The organism is Marivita sp. S6314 (assembly GCF_023015985.1).
Taxonomy (GTDB): Bacteria; Pseudomonadota; Alphaproteobacteria; order Rhodobacterales; family Rhodobacteraceae; genus Marivita.
Genome location: NZ_JALKAO010000003.1, coordinates 322,595 through 339,195 on the forward strand (window position 1 = coordinate 322,595; position 16,601 = coordinate 339,195).

16 protein-coding genes are annotated in these 16,601 nt (G+C 58.4%); 9 read left to right on the forward strand and 7 right to left on the reverse strand.

Annotated features, from left to right (window positions below; translation table 11 throughout):
• Positions 1-19: 19 nt before the first annotated feature.
• Complete coding sequence (locus MWU54_RS10170) at positions 20-2,785, reverse strand: VWA domain-containing protein (protein WP_247082852.1); 2,766 nt, start codon at positions 2,783-2,785, stop codon at positions 20-22.
• A 357-nt stretch (positions 2,786-3,142) separates the two neighbouring features.
• Here MWU54_RS10170 and MWU54_RS10175 point away from each other — a divergent pair, with 357 nt between their 5' ends.
• From MWU54_RS10175 to MWU54_RS10205, 7 genes are all read left to right on the forward strand, one after another.
• Positions 3,143-3,454, forward strand: a complete 312-nt coding sequence (locus MWU54_RS10175) for a co-chaperone GroES (RefSeq protein ID WP_247082854.1) — start codon at positions 3,143-3,145, stop codon at positions 3,452-3,454.
• Between the two features lie 55 nt (positions 3,455-3,509).
• The gene (groL, locus tag MWU54_RS10180; RefSeq protein WP_247082856.1) at positions 3,510-5,153 is read left to right on the forward strand and encodes a chaperonin GroEL; all 1,644 of its coding nucleotides are present in this window, start codon (positions 3,510-3,512) and stop codon (positions 5,151-5,153) included.
• A gap of 79 nt (positions 5,154-5,232) precedes the next feature.
• The gene (locus MWU54_RS10185) at positions 5,233-6,300 is read left to right on the forward strand and encodes an ATP-binding protein (RefSeq protein ID WP_247082858.1); all 1,068 of its coding nucleotides are present in this window, start codon (positions 5,233-5,235) and stop codon (positions 6,298-6,300) included.
• A gap of 115 nt (positions 6,301-6,415) precedes the next feature.
• A complete protein-coding gene (locus MWU54_RS10190; protein ID WP_247082860.1) occupies positions 6,416-7,261 on the forward strand; it encodes an alpha/beta hydrolase in 846 nt (281 codons plus the stop codon).
• Positions 7,262-7,275: 14 nt separating this feature from the next.
• Positions 7,276-8,130, forward strand: a complete 855-nt coding sequence (locus MWU54_RS10195) for a DMT family transporter (RefSeq protein WP_247082868.1) — start codon at positions 7,276-7,278, stop codon at positions 8,128-8,130.
• A gap of 39 nt (positions 8,131-8,169) precedes the next feature.
• Positions 8,170-8,949 (forward strand): alpha/beta fold hydrolase, encoded by a 780-nt coding sequence (locus MWU54_RS10200; RefSeq protein WP_247082870.1) that lies wholly within the window; start codon positions 8,170-8,172, stop codon positions 8,947-8,949.
• On the forward strand, positions 8,939-10,087 hold the full coding sequence (locus MWU54_RS10205) for an alpha-D-ribose 1-methylphosphonate 5-triphosphate diphosphatase (RefSeq protein ID WP_247082872.1): 1,149 nt from the start codon (positions 8,939-8,941) through the stop codon (positions 10,085-10,087). The genes MWU54_RS10200 and MWU54_RS10205 overlap by 11 nt, the downstream gene beginning before the upstream one ends.
• A 47-nt stretch (positions 10,088-10,134) precedes the next feature.
• Here MWU54_RS10205 and MWU54_RS10210 read toward each other — a convergent pair whose 3' ends face one another.
• The 3 genes from MWU54_RS10210 to MWU54_RS10220 all read right to left on the reverse strand — a co-directional run bounded on the left by MWU54_RS10210 (position 10,135) and on the right by MWU54_RS10220 (position 11,992).
• Positions 10,135-11,205, reverse strand: a complete 1,071-nt coding sequence (locus tag MWU54_RS10210) for a 5-(carboxyamino)imidazole ribonucleotide synthase (RefSeq protein WP_247082874.1) — start codon at positions 11,203-11,205, stop codon at positions 10,135-10,137.
• A gap of 4 nt (positions 11,206-11,209) precedes the next feature.
• Entirely contained in the window at positions 11,210-11,704 is a 495-nt protein-coding gene (gene purE, locus MWU54_RS10215) for a 5-(carboxyamino)imidazole ribonucleotide mutase (protein ID WP_247082876.1), read from the reverse strand.
• Positions 11,705-11,767: 63 nt separating this feature from the next.
• Positions 11,768-11,992, reverse strand: coding sequence for a DUF465 domain-containing protein (locus MWU54_RS10220; RefSeq protein WP_247082878.1), 225 nt, complete (start codon positions 11,990-11,992; stop codon positions 11,768-11,770).
• Between the two features lie 161 nt (positions 11,993-12,153).
• On the opposite strand from MWU54_RS10220, the gene MWU54_RS10225 reads away from it, so the two are divergent.
• Positions 12,154-12,567 carry an Hsp20 family protein gene (locus MWU54_RS10225; RefSeq protein WP_247082880.1) on the forward strand — a complete coding sequence of 138 codons (414 nt, stop codon included), beginning with the start codon at positions 12,154-12,156 and terminating at the stop codon, positions 12,565-12,567.
• 3 nt (positions 12,568-12,570) lie between these two features.
• Complete coding sequence (locus MWU54_RS10230; protein WP_247082882.1) at positions 12,571-12,798, forward strand: DUF1150 family protein; 228 nt, start codon at positions 12,571-12,573, stop codon at positions 12,796-12,798.
• A 30-nt stretch (positions 12,799-12,828) separates the two neighbouring features.
• On the opposite strand, the gene MWU54_RS10235 is transcribed toward MWU54_RS10230, so the two are convergent.
• From MWU54_RS10235 to MWU54_RS10245, 3 genes are all read right to left on the reverse strand, one after another.
• Positions 12,829-13,671 (reverse strand): M23 family metallopeptidase, encoded by an 843-nt coding sequence (locus tag MWU54_RS10235; RefSeq protein ID WP_247082884.1) that lies wholly within the window; start codon positions 13,669-13,671, stop codon positions 12,829-12,831.
• A gap of 48 nt (positions 13,672-13,719) precedes the next feature.
• Positions 13,720-14,259: a hypothetical protein gene (locus MWU54_RS10240; protein ID WP_247082886.1), complete on the reverse strand. Its 540-nt coding sequence runs from the start codon at positions 14,257-14,259 to the stop codon at positions 13,720-13,722.
• 252 nt (positions 14,260-14,511) lie between these two features.
• Positions 14,512-16,590, reverse strand: coding sequence for a bifunctional sulfate adenylyltransferase/adenylylsulfate kinase (locus MWU54_RS10245; protein WP_348647639.1), 2,079 nt, complete (start codon positions 16,588-16,590; stop codon positions 14,512-14,514).
• Positions 16,591-16,601: the final 11 nt, after the last annotated feature.

Consider the following 16,601-nt stretch of genomic DNA (forward strand, 5'->3'; position numbering starts at 1 on the left):
CTGCCGAACGCATTGGACGTTATTCGACGATCAGTGTCTCTTCGGTCAGGATCGTGCGGTCCAATCGCATGAAATAGCGGACACGATATTCGCCGGGTGTGTCTGGCAACGTGATCTCGACCGGGTTGCCGTCCCGGACATAGCGCCACGCCTCCCATTGTTTGCTGCCCGACGCGCTGGCCAGTCCGATACCGATGTAATCATCTTTATAATTCGGGCCGACCCAGCCGATTTCGATGGCCGACCCTTTTTGCGCACGTTCCGGCACGATCAAACGAGCCTCCGGTGTGACAACGTTCAGAGGTGTATCGACAAGTTTGGTGCGGTCTTGCCGCATGAAATAGGTGATCACATACGCGCCCGGCGTTGACGGCACCGTCACTTGGGCGGGGTTCCCGTCACGGGTGTAGCGATAGGTTTGCCATTGATTGCTGCCTGTCGCATCGACGCGCCCGATGCCAACGTAGTCGTCTTTGTAATCCGGACCGACCCACGCAACGTCTATCGTCGATCCCGCCACCGCCTCTGCCGGGGCGGCCAGGCTGGCCTCGGGCGCTTGCAATGCAATCATCGTACTGGCCAAAGGCGTCCGGTCCTGGCGCTGGAAGTAAGTTATCAGGTAGTCGCCGGGTTTGGAGGGCATGGTGAGCTTGAGTGGGCTGCCTTCGGAAGTGCGCGCCCAGTTTTCCCATTGATTGCCACCGGTCGCGTCGACCGCTCCGATGCCGATATAGTCTTCCTTGTAATCGGGACCTGTCCATTCAACCTCGATCACCTCGCCAGCGATTGCCGTGGCTGGGGCGGTGACGGTCACCTCCAGCGGCGTAAGGGTAATCGGCACCGACACCAACGGCGTTCGATCCTGCCGCTGGAAATAGGTGATGAGATAGTCGCCGGGTGTTGCGGGCATCACCAGTTTCGTCGGGCTGCCATCTGCGGTGTAGACCCAGTTTTCCCATTGGCTGCCACCGGTCGCATCAACCTTTCCGATGCCGATGTAGTCCTCCTTGTAGTCTGGCCCGGTCCAGCCGATCTCGATGGTGGAACCCGCAGCGGCTTCAGCCGGGGCCGTGATGCTGGCTGACAGGGCGGTCAGCGTGATGGGAACCGAAACCAACGGCGTTCGGTCTTGCCTCTGGAAATAGGTGATCAGGTAGTCACCGGGTTCTGCAGGCATCACCAGTTTCGTCGGACTGCCGTCTGCGGTGTAGACCCAGTTTTCCCACTGGCTGCCACCGGTTGCATCAACCTTTCCGATGCCGATGTAGTCTTCCTTGTAGTCCGGCCCTGTCCAGTCGATTTCAATGGTTGATCCGGCCTCAGCCTCGGTTGGCGCAACGATGGTTGCGGTGACTTCCGTGGCCGTAAACGCGATGGTTCTGACCGGTGTACGCCCCTGCCGCATGAAATAGGTGATCTCGTACTGTCCGGGCGTCTCTGGAACGGTGATCTTGGCCGGTGATCCCGACGCCGTGTAGGCCCAGTTTTCCCACTGGTTGGCCCCGTCTGCGTCCACGCGCCCGATGCCGATATAGTCTTCTTTGTAATCCGGGCCGGTCCATTCGACCACGATGTCTGACCCTGCAGGCGCGCTGTCAGGTGCGGTCAGCGTCACGTCAACCGGAGTCACGCTGATCTCGGCCCTCCCAAGGCTCTCGCGTCCTTCGCGCTTGAAGTACTGGATCACGTAGGGGCCTTCGACCGGTGGCACCAGCAACTTCACTGGGTTGCCCGACTTGGTATAGGCCCAGTTTTGCCACATGCTGGCACCTTCGGCCCCCAGAGCGCCGATGCCGATATAGTCATCTTCGTAATTCGGTCCGTCCCAGCCAACCTCGATCGTGCTGCCTGCCACTGCCGTCGTTGGAGCCAGAAGCCGCGCGGTTTCCTTGGGTTCGGGAAACGCGATCTCAACGCGGGCCGCGTCACCGATTGCCACAAACTGGCGGCTCAACTCGGCTTCGAGCGTCACGCTGTAGGCAAGGGCGGTGTATGAGCCTTCTTCAAGATCAACCATGAGAGGGTTGCCCTCGGTGTCGTCCAGAACAACGCCGGAATTGCCCGTCAATTCCCAAAGCACAGGGCCGGGAACCGGCGTGTCGCTGCCTTCGATCACCGCCGACAATGTTGTGGGCACAAGTGCGGGCTCTGGCTCTGGTTCCGGCGTTGCCACGGCCACCTGCGTCAGGGCCGCGGTCAGTTGATCCGCAGTGTCGGCTGTAAGGAACTTGCCGCCGGTTTCATCCGCGATGCACTGCATCTGGGCCAGCGCCTCCGCGTCTGAGCCAACATCGAACCCGATGACATGGGCGGTGAAATCAATGCCCGCCTCTTCAAGCAGTCGGGCGGCGGCGCAGGGGTCAGGGTTACAGGTCTCGACGCCGTCACTCACCAGAATGACGGTGGCCTTGTCTTCCGTATATCGCAGCGCTTCGGCGGCGGCGATCACCGCGTCCGTCATCGGGGTTTTGCCCAGCGGTTTGATCCCGTTCACGGCCTCCGCAATCTGCGCGGCCGTGCCCGGTGCCGGGGCAACCACCGTTTCAATGTCCGTACATTCGCCGCGTTCCCGATGGCCATAAACGGTCAATCCCAGCCCCTGTTCCGCAGGGAAATCGGACAGCAATGTGCCGACAACGTCTTGGGCGATGGTAATCTTGGCCACGCCATCAACCTGGCCCCACATGGATCCTGACCCGTCCATGACAAGAACGGTATTCGGCTGGTCCTGGGCTGCGGCGAACGTGGCAAAAGCAGATAAGGTCAATGCGAGCGGCAATCTCATGGATACATCCTCAAAAGCGTCGATTTGAATAAAGACAGGAAACCACGAACCTGCCTGTCTGCACAGCCCTTAGCGCGCCCAGAGGCGGGATTTCGCACGGAATCGATAGCAAGGCGCGTTCACGCCAGCATACTGGCGGGTGCGATCTGCGGGGTAGGGAAGACGGCGACGCCCGCTTTATACCGGGGCGGAAATCGGATCTTCCCGGTCACAGCAAAAAATGTCGCAGTCGCATGTTGACTCATTTAGGTCTCGTGCCTAGCTATGCGCCGTTAGCACTCGTCGATAGAGAGTGATAACGATCTCTCGGAGAGCGAGGGACTTGATAGTGAAACCTTTGAGCAAGGAGACTCGAAGATGGCATTCAAACCGCTTCATGACCGCGTGCTGGTCCGTCGGATCGAAAGTGAAGACAAAACTGCTGGTGGCCTGATCATTCCAGATAGCGCCAAAGAAAAGCCTGCAGAAGGCGTGGTTGTTGCGTGTGGCGATGGTGCACGCAAAGACAGTGGCGAGCTGATCGAGATGGCTGTCTCGGAAGGCGATACCATTCTGTTCGGCAAATGGTCCGGTACAGAAGTGACAGTCGACGGCGAAGAACTCCTCATCATGAAGGAGTCGGACATCCTCGGCATCATCACGGACGCGAAAGCTGCAAAAGCTGCCTGAACGCCTGTTGTGATCGCAAACGAAAACCTCTGACTATATTAGTGGAGACCTACTGATGTCTGCAAAAGACGTAAAATTTGATACAGACGCGCGCACGCGCATGCTGAAAGGTGTCAACATTCTTGCTGACGCCGTGAAAGTGACCCTCGGCCCGAAAGGCCGCAACGTGGTCCTCGACAAATCCTTCGGCGCACCGCGCATCACGAAGGACGGTGTATCCGTCGCCAAAGAGATCGAACTGGAAGACAAGTTCGAGAACATGGGCGCGCAGATGGTGAAGGAAGTTGCTTCCCGCACCAATGACGAAGCCGGTGACGGTACAACAACTGCGACGGTTCTGGCACAGGCCATCGTCAAAGAAGGCATGAAGTCGGTCGCAGCGGGCATGAACCCGATGGACCTCAAGCGCGGTATCGACCTTGCCACAGCGCGCGTGGTGGAATCGATCAAAGCCGCCGCACGTGACGTGTCCGACAGCGCCGAAGTTGCGCAGGTTGGCACCATCTCTGCGAACGGCGAAGCCGAAATCGGCCGCCAGATCGCAGACGCGATGCAGAAGGTTGGCAACGAAGGCGTTATCACCGTCGAAGAAAACAAGGGTCTGGAAACAGAAACCGATGTTGTCGAAGGTATGCAGTTCGACCGTGGCTACCTGAGCCCCTACTTTGTCACAAACGCTGACAAGATGACGGCAGAGCTCGAAGACTGCATGATCCTTCTCCACGAGAAGAAGCTGTCCTCGCTCCAGCCCATGGTTCCGCTGCTCGAATCCGTGATCCAGTCGCAAAAGCCGCTCCTGATCATCGCGGAAGACGTCGAAGGCGAAGCGCTCGCGACACTCGTCGTGAACAAGCTGCGCGGCGGTCTGAAGATCGCTGCTGTGAAGGCACCGGGCTTTGGTGATCGTCGTAAGGCCATGCTGCAGGACATTGCGATCCTGACAGGCGGCCAGGTCATCTCCGAAGACCTCGGCATGAAGCTTGAGAACGTGACAATGGACATGCTTGGTAACGCCAAGAAAATCCAGATCACCAAAGACGAGACCACCATTGTTGACGGTTCCGGCGAAAAGGCCGAGATCGAAGCACGCGTCACACAGATCCGTGCCCAGATCGAAGAAACCACATCCGACTACGACCGTGAAAAGCTGCAGGAACGCGTTGCGAAGCTTGCAGGCGGTGTTGCTGTCATCCGCGTTGGCGGCATGACAGAAGTCGAAGTGAAAGAGCGTAAGGACCGCGTCGATGACGCGCTGAACGCCACACGCGCTGCGGTACAAGAAGGTATCGTTGTGGGCGGCGGTGTTGCTCTGGTTCAGGCGGGCAAAAAGCTCGACGGCCTCACAGGTGACAACAACGACCAGAACGTCGGTATCACCATCGTGCGCAAGGCGCTTGAAGCACCGCTGCGCCAGATCGCCGAGAACGCGGGCGTTGACGGCTCTGTTGTGGCAGGCAAGATCCGCGAAAGCGACGATCTCAAGTTCGGCTTCAACGCGCAGACCGAAGAATATGGCGACATGTTCAAGTTCGGCGTGATCGACCCGGCCAAAGTTGTGCGCACAGCACTTCAGGACGCCGCATCCATCGCGGGCCTGCTGATCACAACCGAAGCCATGGTTGCCGACAAGCCTTCGAAAGAAGGCGCAGGTGCCGGTGGCGGCATGCCCGACATGGGCGGCATGGGCGGCATGATGTAAGCCCTCTAAAACGCTAGTTAGTAACAGTTACCTATGGCCGTTCCCTTGTCGGGGTGCGGCCTTTTTCGTATCAAACCGCATGTCAGACACTCCTTACGATGTGATAGAACTCATCACGCGCTCAACTGAGACCGCTTGGTTTGATCTCAAAGGTGATTATTACTCTCCTGACAAGAAATCAGACATGCTTCATGATATTCTTTCAATGGCGAATACAATCACGCCTAACCCGCGTTTAATCGTGTGTGGGGTCACAGATGATCGGAACATTTGTGGTATCTCGAAACCGTTTTATGAGAATAATTTTTGGACGGACATCCGATCTTTTCCAACCAATCATCCGCTTCCAGTAGAGGTGGAGACGTTTGAGACGTGTGATGATGGTGACGCTAAACTCTTGGTCATAATAAAGATATTGGACAGTCAACAGAAGCCTTTTTTCCTGACGCGTGATTTCGAGAAGAATGGCAAGATAATACGCGCTGGCGTGGTTTACGGACGCAGTCAGAGTAACAATACTCCCCGAACCGGTACACTGGCTGATGCTGAGGTTATGGAGCTTTGGAAGGTCAGATTTGGATTGCACTTAAGTCCTGCAAACCGCGTCTTGAAATTAGTTCAGGATGTCGACCGTTGGATCAACACAACCGATCCGACATCGTCTGAGAGAAGCCTTAGTTACCATGCCGATTTTCCCGAGTTTACCCTAGAGATGTCGCTAAATGACCGATCCCGGTACGGTGAGTTCTGGGAGCCATGGATGGAGAGAATAACAGACGCTGAGTATAAGCGTCGGGCGGCAGAAACATCCTTATGGGACTATCATCTTCGTTATCATGGTACCCGACTACGATCTGGAAAGTTGATGCACGTTCGACACACGATTATGCCAATGCCAAAGGTAATGACACCTTCCGAATATGAAAAACCTGCCAAGGAAATGAACTACAGCATTGAACTTGACACTTTAGACTACTTTGTCTCTGCAATCTGTGTTTCGGACTGTTGGCAGCCAGATGCTCCACCAAAAAACCGCCTTTCAGAGTTTGATTATAGAATATTGGAAGATACGAGTGTCATGTTTCCGTCAGGCGTATTCCATGTAGCGAGACGGAGACCCAATAATGGTGGCTGCTTTACTGAGTAAGGGTTCTTTGATGAAGGTCTAACAGACTTTTCTCAGTAACATGCTAGCGAGTGTTACTGATCCTCGAATGGGGACTTTATTTGACGCCGGGACGCAAAGTTGAAACTGTCCCGACATGTATATTGACCTGCCCACCGCCCGCATCTTCTTTGACACCGCGGGCCCCGCCCTCGACGACCGTGGCAACGAACGCCCTACGCTGCTTATGCTGCACGGCGGACCGGGATATGACCACACCACCCTGCGCCCACATTTTGACCGCTTTGCCGACATCGCGCAGGTGGTCTATTTCGACCATCGCGGCTGTGGCCGGTCCGGCGGTACGCCCGACACCTGGACGCTGGATCAATGGGCGGATGATGTCGCCGATTTGTGCCGCATCCTCGGCATCGAAAAACCGATTGTCTTTGGCCAGTCCTTCGGCGGCATGGTCGCCATGCGCGTCGCTGCGCGGCATCCCGATTTGGCTTCAAAACTCATCCTGTCGTCCACTGCGGCACATTTCGAAACGGAGGCCACGGTTGAGATGGCCCGCACCTTGGGGGGTGACGCCGCCGCCAACGCCGCGCGGGCGTTGTTCACGGATCCAAGTCTGGAAACCTACGCGACATACGGCAAGGTATGCCTGCCGCTCTATACCCGCACCGCAGCACCCAAAGGGGCATCGTTTCGGGATCGCGCGATCGAAAAGCCAGAGGTGACGGTGCATTTTTTCAAACATGAAATGATGGACATGGACATGCGCCCGGCACTGGCGGCGGTCAGCTGTCCCACGCTAGTTCTTGCCGGAGCGCTTGATCCCGTAACTCCGGTTATTTGTTCGCAAGACATCGCAAACGCCATTGGCACACATGCCCGGCTTGAGGTCTTTGACGATTGCGGACATGGCGTGCACCGCGATGATCCGGATCGAAGCGAGGCCGTGATGCGGGAATTCATCTTGTCCGCGCCACGCGATTAAGGCCGCGCCCCCGTATGCGCCTTGTTGCCCTGTCTTGCCTGACAATGATCGCCTTTGCGTCGAACTCGATCCTCAATCGGGTGGGCGTCGCCAGCGGCGGTATGGACGCCGTCAGTTTTGGCATCGTGCGTCTGGTGGCCGGAGCGGTCATGCTTGCCCTTCTAGTGCTGCTGCGCAATGGCGGTTTGCGCTTGGGTGGTCCGACTCGGTGGCTGGGGGTGGGCGCGCTCCTTGTCTATACATTTGGATTTTCGCTTGCCTATGACAGCCTTGATGCGGGGCTGGGGGCGCTGATCCTCTTTGGTATGGTGCAGATCACCATGTTCGCCGGCGCGCTGGTTGGCGGAGAGCGGCCAGGGCTTCAGCGGTGGATCGGCGCGAGTTTGGCCTTTGGCGGGCTGGTCTGGCTGCTTTGGCCCGGTCAATCAGCCGCGCCCAGCCTGTCGCACGCGCTGTCGATGGCAGCGGCAGGGGTGGCATGGGGGGTCTATTCGCTGAACGGACGCGGGGGCAGCGATCCGTTGGGCGATACTGCCGCCAATTTTATCCTCGCAGCCGCAGGTGCAGGCCTGTTCGCAGCCATATCGGTGCTGCTTCCGACCTCATCGGGAATACCCGAGGCCACGGTCTCTGGCCTGTTGATCGCGATCCTGTGCGGAGCGGTCACATCGGGGCTGGGATACGCGCTTTGGTATACGGTTCTGCCCGATCTGCGCAGCACGACGGCTGCGGTGTTGCAATTGACGGTGCCAGTGATCGCCATGGTTGGCGGCGTGCTTTTGTTGTCGGAAACCGTGGGTGTGCGTTTGATGATCGCGGCCTGTTTCGTGCTTGGCGGTGTGCTTCTGGCCGTTACGTCGCGGCGCTGACCCCTTTTCACAGCGGCATTCACGCCGTATCTGCCTTTCATGCTTCGATTGTTCGGTCTCTTGCTTTTTACGGCCCTGACCGTGTTCACCGCGCCACCCGCGCGTGCGGACTGCGTCGTGCTGCTGCATGGGCTTGCCCGAACCGAGACGTCCTTTGTGCTGATGCAGAATGTGCTTGAGGCAAAGGGCTACCGCGTCAAGGCACCGGGATATCCGTCAACGACCGCGCGTGTGCAGTCCCTGGTCGAGGAAACCCTGCCCGATGCCATGGCGCGCTGCGGGGAGGACACCGTGCATTTCGTGACCCATTCCATGGGCGGCATCCTGTTGCGGGTCTGGTTGCAGGACAATCGCCCCGACAATCTTGGCCGTGTGGTGATGCTCGCCCCGCCCAATCAGGGTAGTGAACTGGTGGATGAACTGGGCGGGCTGGAGTTTTTCGAATGGCTCAACGGACCGGCGGGATTGCAGCTTGGCACCGATCCGAAGGATCTGCCGAAATCCCTGCCACCCGTGGATTTCGAGCTTGGCGTTATCGCCGGGAACCGGTCGCTGAACCCGTTTTTTTCCAGCCTGATTCCGGGGGATGACGACGGCAAGGTGTCTGTCGAATCCACCAAGGTTGACGGCATGCGCGCGCATCTTACGATGCCGGTGACGCATACGTTTATCATGCAATCGCCTTCGGTGATTGCGCAGGTTGATCTGTTTCTGCGCACCGGACGGTTCGATCCGGAACTGGATTGGACCGAGACGATCAACACAAACGAACTGGCCTGCATCATTGGGATATGCCCGGAGCCTTTGAATGACGATTGAATGCACGCTGACCGGCGCGCAGGTTCTGGGACCGGACGGATGGACCGAAGCGCCGCTGACCCTTGCCGACGGTCTTGTTCAGGATAGCGAGGTCAAACGACATGTTGACCTGAGCGGGTATACCGTACTGCCGGGCATCATTGATGTGCACGGTGACGGGTTCGAACGCCACATGGCGCCGCGGCGCGGTGCCCTGCGCGAGGCTGAAAACGGCGTGATCGCCTGCGCCTCGGAACTGGCCGCCAATGGCATCACCACAGCCGTGATGGCGCAGTTCTTTAGTTGGGAAGGCGGCATTCGCAGCCCGGATTTTGCTGAACATGTGTTCGACAGCGTGGCCAAGGCACAACCGCGCGTCGAGATTGATTTGCGCGCGCAATTGCGGTTCGAAACACATCTGCTGGATGACATCGCGCGCGCCGAGGCGATGATTGACCGCTTCGGTATCGACTATGTCGTCTTCAACGATCACCTGCCGCACACGCGTCTGGCCGAAGGACGCAAACCACCGCGCCTGGTGGGGCAGGCGCTGAAGGCAGGTCGCAACCCGGACGCGCATTTTGCTTTCCTTCTGGATTTACATGCCCGATCGCCGGACGTGCCCGAGGCGATGGACGCCCTGACCCGGCGTCTTGCGCAGAAGGGAGTGGTGTTTGGAAGCCACGATGATCACACGCCCGATGATCGCGCGATTTGGTCCGCGCGTGGCGCCACTGTCAGCGAATTTCCCGAGACGCGTGAGGCGGCTCAGGCGGCACGGGCGGATGGCGCGCATATCGTTCTGGGTGCGCCCAACGTGGTGCGCGGGGCCAGCCATGCGGGCAACATTGCCGCCGCGGATCTGATCGCGGACGGGTTGTGCGATGCTTTGGCGTCTGACTACCACTACCCGTCCCCCTTGCGCGCGGCCCTGCGCCTTGACGAGCTTGGGATTTGTGATCTGGCACAGGCGTGGCGGTTGGTGTCGCAAGGTCCGGCACGGCTGTTGCGGCTGTCGGATCGCGGTGACCTGATGCCCGGGCAACGTGCCGATGTGATTGTCCTTGACCGGTCGTCCCGCCGGGTCATGGCGACCATCGCGGCCGGCCGCGTCGCCTATATGACGGGGGACGTGGCCCGGCGTTTCCTGTCGATTTGAGGGGCCAGCCCCTCAAACTCCCCGAGGTATTTTGAAAACAGAGAAGATCAGGCGCGTTTGATGTGGTTGACGTGACCCATCTTGCGCCCCGGCTTGGTTTCGGCCTTGCCGTACAGGTGCAGCGCAGCGTCCGAAGACCTGGCAAGTTCGGGCACGTGATCCATATCGTCGCCGATCAGGTTTTCCATGACGATGTCAGTGTGGCGTGACCCGTCTCCCAACGGCCAGCCGGTGATGGCGCGGATGTGCTGTTCGAATTGATCCACCGCGCAGCCGTTCTGTGTCCAGTGCCCGGAATTGTGGACGCGCGGCGCGATTTCGTTGACGATCAACCCGCTTGGCGTGACGAACAATTCGACGCCCAGAACGCCGACATAGTCGAGCGCGTTCAAAACTTGCGCCGCGATCAGAACAGCATCTGAGCGCTGGCCGGGCGAGAGCCGCGCAGGCACCGTGGTTGTGCGCAGGATGCCATCGGAATGGACGTTTTCGCCCGGATCAAACGCCGCAACCGCGCCATCAAGTCCGCGCGCCGCGATCACGGACACCTCATGTGAGAAATTGACAAAGCCTTCGAGGATCGCCGGCGCACCTTGCATGTCGGCCAAAGCTTGCGCCGCGTCGTCAGCCGTTTTCAGGCGGGCCTGGCCTTTGCCATCATAGCCAAAGCGACGGGTTTTCAGGATCGACGGTGTGCCGATACTGGCCAGCGCCGCGTCAAGGCTTGTGGTATCCGTGATATCGGCGAAGGGTGCCGTGTTCAGGCCCAACCCTTGCAGAAACGTCTTTTCGGTCAGCCGATCCTGCGACACACGCAGCGCTTCGCGTCCGGGATGGATCGGGGCAAGATCCTGCAACAGGTCCAGCGCTTCGGTTGGGATGTTTTCAAACTCATAGGTGATCACATCCACCGATTTTCCAAAGGCACGCAGGGCATCTTCGTCGTCATAGGCTGCGGTTGTGACCTTTTGTGCAACCTGACCCGCAGGAGGCTGCGCGCCGGGTTCAAAGATGTGGCACTGAAATCCCAGTCGGCTGGCGGCAACCGACAACATCCGACCCAGTTGGCCGCCGCCAATGATGCCGATGGTTGACCCAAGCGGTAGCATGTCTGACATGGTCTTACCCTTCGTCCGATGGTGCGTCAGGGATCGACGCTGACAAATCGCTGCGCCACTGGTCCAGACGGTCGGCAAGCGCCGCGTCCTGCAACGCAAGAATACCAGCCGCCATCAACCCGGCATTGGCCGCCCCGGCCGCGCCGATGGCCATGGTGGCAACCGGGAACCCGCGAGGCATTTGCAATATCGAATACAGGCTGTCGACGCCGGACAAAGCCCGTGTCTGGACCGGAACGCCGATCACCGGGATCCGGGTTTTCGAGGCCATCATTCCCGGCAGATGTGCCGCGCCTCCGGCACCGGCGATGATCACCTGCAAACCGCGATCCACAGCCGATTTTCCGTAGTCCCACAACCGGTCCGGCGTCCGATGGGCCGAAACGATCTTCGCCTCGAAGGGCACCTTCAGCGCGTCCAGCATGTCGGCGGCTTCTTTCATCGTGGACCAGTCTGACTGACTGCCCATGATAATGCCTGTTTTGATGGTGTCGGACATGCGGTGTGCGCCCTCTTCTGTCGTCGAAGCGCGCACTATAGCCAGTTCGAATCGAGGAGCAACTCAGGCGATGATATCGGGCAGCAAACGGTCTTCGATCATGGCAATCTTGTCCTTGAGCCGCAGCTTTTTCTTTTTCAGACGCTGCAGCGTCAGCTGATCCGCAGTTCCGATTGCCTGAAGCGCGCGGATCGATTCATCAAGATCGCGATGCTCGCGCCGAAAGACCTCCAGTTCAACCTTTAGGACATCATCGGTTTTCATCGACAGATCTGTTGGCGCATTCATGGATCGTGTTGTCCCGGTTGGTTCATTGCCCTCAAAGATAGCCGTAAACTGCGATTCCGCAAAGCCCTTGCGTCATGTGATCTGCATCCCCATATTCTCCTCTGACGGTCGCCGGAACGGGGCCGACATAGCACAGTCGCTTTATGCAAAAGGACGTGTCGATGACGAAATTGACGTTGGGATCCTATCCCCATCTGCTCGGCTTCGAGCAACTTGAACGCCTGCTGGAACGCACCGCGAAATCCGGCAACGAAGGTTACCCGCCCTTTAACATCGAACAGACATCGGATGCGTCCTACCGCATCACGCTGGCTGTTGCAGGTTTTCGGGAACAAGATCTGAGCATCACCGTTGAGGATAGACAGCTTGTCATCCGTGGACGTCAGCGAGACGACAGCGGCGATCGCGTTTTTCTGCATCGTGGCATCGCCGCGCGCCAGTTTCAGCGCAGTTTTGTCCTGGCGGATGGCGTCGAGGTGGGAGAGGCGATCATGGAAAACGGGCTGTTACACGTGGATTTGACGCTGTCACGTCCCGAAACCGTGGTGCAAACAATCCAGATCAGGAAGGGTTAGGACATGAATACGCCGTTTAATTTCAACGACTCGGATCGCTCGAATCTGGTGTATGTCAGACCGGTCGAGGTTGCTGACTTGCCTGCGGAAGTGCAGGGCGAATTGGGCAACCAGAAAACCATTTATGCCGTGCACCGCGCGGACGGAGAGAGACTGGCCTTGGTCAAAGACCGCAAGCTGGCCTTTATCCTCGCGCGTCAGAACGATCTGGCACCTGTTACGGTTCATTAGGCGCGACCGCGCGTCGATGGCGCAGCTTTCTTAATGCGTGGCGGTCAATCGTGCCCCTTGCCGTGGGCACGAGATCTCACCTGATGGCGTGGCGAATGTCACCGGAACCGTTTGACTCTCGATACCGGTTGAACCGGTGACCACATCAAAATGCAGGTGAGGCCCAGTCGAACGCCCGGTATTTCCCGAATACCCCAGTAGGTCCCCCCGTTTTACGGATTGGCCCAAGCGCACGCTGGCGCCGTTCTTTTGCAGGTGAAAGTACTGTGCAAGGGTGCGGTCGTCATGCTGCACGATCACGTAATTTCCGTCCGCTTCGTAGTAACGGTCAGGACCGCCCCGGTTCGAATCTTCCTTGATGTCCACCACGCGCCCGTCGCGGGCGGCGAGGATCGGTGTTCCGATTTGCATCATGAAATCGACGGCATACCGCTGTGCGCCCAAATGGGAGAACCGGCCGTTGCATCCCTGTCCGACCACGACAGCAGAGCTTGTCTCGAACGGCAACCGGTATCGGTACGTGTCGGTGTGACGTGCCGTGATGTCACCACGGCTCCAGCTGAATTCATAGTTGTAGCGCCAGGGGCCCGATCGGATTGATTGCAGGACAAAAAGGGGAATGCGCTCTTGGCCCGATAGAACGAAGGCGCCGTCTTTGCCCGTTTTCCGCTCCAGGTTTGTCAGGTTCATGTCCAAAGACAACGTGACCGGCAAAAGGCTATGCCTGTTTTCGGCGTAGAACGTGACGGTATCGGACGTGGCGACGGTTTCGATACACACCATTCCGTATTGCGTATCACAAGTTACTTCGGCCTGCAGGGCGGTGCCCAGACAGCAGTTCAATCCAAAGACGACAAGATGAAACAGACGCATATGGTCCTCATTTCAGGAAGGTGATGCGAGATATATACCCAAGGATGTTCAGAGTGCAGAGACGTTCCGTGGCCAGATGCCAAACCGGCGTGAAACCGCGTCGGCACATGCACTGTTGGCGGCCTTTCGGTTCAGACCGCTGATGCAACTGTCCTGTAGCTGATCCCCTGCCGTTATAGCCGGTGTGCATAGCTCGCGCGCCTTGGAGGCTTGCCAGATCGGTATGTTCCGCGCCGCAAGATAGCCCGACAGCCAGATATCGTCGGCTGCATAGGCGGCATCCGGCAAGTCAAAGACATCCGGGCCAAACATGTCTTTTCGCACAAGAACGCCGCCGAATCCTTGCGCAACCTGGTCCCGGCCCGATGCCGCATGGCGTTTTAGCCGCGATATGGGAAAGGATGTGGCAGCAAAAACGCCATTTCGCTTGCCACGCGCGGCGCACAGGGTTTCGGCCCAGATATGGTCGTAATGCCAATCGTCGTCGCAATACAGAATGTCGGAGGCGTCAGGGTCGTCCAGACACCCAAGAAGCTTCGTCGCCGGGCCATAGTCTGGGCAATGCCGGACAATTGCGCCGTCTGGCACGTCTGGTGGGCGGGTGGAGGCAGGGAAACGTCGGAAATCGATTGGTAGGCACACGACAACCCGGGCTGGGATCGACTGCTTCAGCAACGCGCTCACAACAGACCCAAGCGTCGGAAACCGTGGCGGGATGGATGTGAGTGAAATGGTCTACATCGTGTACGCATAATACCGCAGGTGACCCCGACGTCGCGCATAAAAAAAGGCGCGCGACAGTTTATTGCCCCGCGCCTGTTGGTGTCATGTTCGGTCGGCTTACTGCGCCGCGATCAGTCCAAGGCTTTCCAGCTTCAGGATCACCTGATGCGCGCAGTTGTCGACTTCGACATTTTCGGTTTCAACGCGCAGTTCTGGATTTTCGGGAACGTCATACGGATCGGAAATCCCCGTGAATTCCTTGATCTTGCCTTCCCGCGCCAGCTTGTAGAGCCCTTTGCGGTCGCGGCGTTCGCATTCTTCGATGCTGGTCGCAACGTGGACTTCGATGAACGCGCCGAACTCTTCGACGTCTTCCCGTACAGCCCGACGTGTCGTGGCGTACGGTGCGATTGGGGCACAGATCGCGATACCGCCGTTCTTCGTGATCTCGGATGCCACATACCCGATCCGGCGAATGTTGAGATCGCGGTGCTCTTTCGAGAAGCCAAGTTCAGAGCTGAGGTTCTTTCGGACGATATCGCCGTCCAGAAGCGTGACAGGCCGTCCGCCCATTTCCATCAGCTTGACCATAAGTGCATTGGCGATGGTGGATTTGCCGGAACCCGAGAAGCCGGTGAAGAAGACGGTAAAGCCCTGCTGCGACCGTGGTGGACGGGTTTTGCGCAGTTCCTTGACAACTTCGGGGAACGAGAACCATTCCGGGATTTCCAGACCTTCGGCCAGACGGCGGCGCAGTTCGGTGCCCGAGATGTTCAGAATGGTCACGTCATCCTTGTCTTCGATCTCGTCCATCGGTTCGTACTGGGCGCGTTCCTGCACATAGACCATGTGTTTGAAATCGACCATTTCGATGCCGATTTCTTCCTCATGCTCGCGGAACAGGTCCTGCGCGTCATAGGGTCCGTAGAAATCTTCTCCGGCGCTGTTCTTGCCGGGTCCAGCGTGATCGCGCCCAACGATGAAATGCGTGCAGCCGTGGTTCTTGCGGATCAATCCGTGCCACACCGCTTCGCGCGGGCCGGCCATGCGCATGGCGAGGTTCAGTAGGGACATGGTTGTGGTGGATTGGGGATATTTGTCCAGCACCGCCTCGTAGCAGCGCACGCGGGTGAAGTGATCCACATCGCCGGGTTTCGTCATGCCGACGATGGGGTGGATCAGCAGGTTTGCCTGTGATTCCTTGGCCGCGCGGAAAGTCAGTTCCTGGTGCGCGCGGTGCAGCGGGTTGCGGGTCTGGAACGCGACGACCTTGCGCCAGCCCAGTTTGCGGAAATAGGCGCGCAATTCGTTCGGCGTGTCGCGGCGACCGCGGAAATCGTAATGCACCGGTTGTTGGATGCCGGTGACCGGACCGCCCAGATAGACCTTGCCTGCGGTGTTGTGCAGGTAGTTGACGGCCGGGTGGGCATCGTCATCCGCGCCGAACACCTTTTCGGCCTCGTGGGCTTTGTTTGGCGTCCAACGGTCGGTCACGGTCATCGTGCCAAGGATCACGCCTTCCTGATCGCGCAGCGCGATGTCCTGACCGATTTCAAGGCTTGCGGCGAACTCTTCGGACACATCCAGAGTGATCGGCATGGGCCACAAGGTGCCATCGGCCAGACGCATGTTGTCGACGACGCTGTTGTAGTCATCTTCGCTCAGAAATCCCTTAAGCGGGTTGAAGCCGCCATTCATCAGAAGTTCGAGATCACAAACCTGACGCGGTGTCAAATCGTGGCTGGTCAGGTCGGCGGCCTCTGCCTTCATCTTCTGTGCGCTGTCATACGACACGTAAAGTTCCGGGATCGGGGCGAGGTTGTTTTGCATCACTTGCATCCTGTGGTTGGCAGGCACGAGCCTGCTGGATGTACCGGTTAATTCGGCGTGGAGCGCGTTGTATTCTGCCAATCGACGCGCGAGAAAAGTGTCTGTCAGGCGCGCTTTTTCAGACGCGCCCTTGAGGGTGAGTTCGTAGGAATACCGTTGGCGTTTGTCGGAACTGTTGCTGTTGCCGACCTTAATGAACCCTTGGGCCGTCGCGTCCTTGAGTTGCGCATTCAAGCGGCCCAGGGACACGTTGAGGGCTTCTGCAATGACCCGCTGCGTTGCTCCCGATGCCATGTCGATCTGACGGAGCAGGCGGAAGAGGGCCTCCTCTTCGTCAGTGATTGGGTGGCGACTGGATACGGACACAGAAAACGGCT

Excerpts from the sequence above, each read along its gene's own strand:
- MWU54_RS10220 (WP_247082878.1), bottom strand. The coding sequence starts at position 11,992 with ATGAATGCGCCAACAGATCTGTCGATGAAAACCGATGATGTCCTAAAG.
- MWU54_RS10225 (WP_247082880.1), top strand. The coding sequence starts at position 12,154 with ATGACGAAATTGACGTTGGGATCCTATCCCCATCTGCTCGGCTTCGAG.
- MWU54_RS10185 (WP_247082858.1), top strand. The coding sequence starts at position 5,233 with ATGTCAGACACTCCTTACGATGTGATAGAACTCATCACGCGCTCAACT.
- MWU54_RS10235 (WP_247082884.1), bottom strand. The coding sequence starts at position 13,671 with ATGCGTCTGTTTCATCTTGTCGTCTTTGGATTGAACTGCTGTCTGGGC.
- MWU54_RS10210 (WP_247082874.1), bottom strand. The coding sequence starts at position 11,205 with ATGTCAGACATGCTACCGCTTGGGTCAACCATCGGCATCATTGGCGGC.
- MWU54_RS10190 (WP_247082860.1), top strand. The coding sequence starts at position 6,416 with ATGTATATTGACCTGCCCACCGCCCGCATCTTCTTTGACACCGCGGGC.
- groL (WP_247082856.1), top strand. The coding sequence starts at position 3,510 with ATGTCTGCAAAAGACGTAAAATTTGATACAGACGCGCGCACGCGCATG.
- MWU54_RS10205 (WP_247082872.1), top strand. The coding sequence starts at position 8,939 with ATGACGATTGAATGCACGCTGACCGGCGCGCAGGTTCTGGGACCGGAC.
- MWU54_RS10170 (WP_247082852.1), bottom strand. The coding sequence starts at position 2,785 with ATGAGATTGCCGCTCGCATTGACCTTATCTGCTTTTGCCACGTTCGCC.
- MWU54_RS10175 (WP_247082854.1), top strand. The coding sequence starts at position 3,143 with ATGGCATTCAAACCGCTTCATGACCGCGTGCTGGTCCGTCGGATCGAA.
- MWU54_RS10230 (WP_247082882.1), top strand. The coding sequence starts at position 12,571 with ATGAATACGCCGTTTAATTTCAACGACTCGGATCGCTCGAATCTGGTG.
- MWU54_RS10195 (WP_247082868.1), top strand. The coding sequence starts at position 7,276 with ATGCGCCTTGTTGCCCTGTCTTGCCTGACAATGATCGCCTTTGCGTCG.
- purE (WP_247082876.1), bottom strand. The coding sequence starts at position 11,704 with ATGTCCGACACCATCAAAACAGGCATTATCATGGGCAGTCAGTCAGAC.
- MWU54_RS10200 (WP_247082870.1), top strand. The coding sequence starts at position 8,170 with ATGCTTCGATTGTTCGGTCTCTTGCTTTTTACGGCCCTGACCGTGTTC.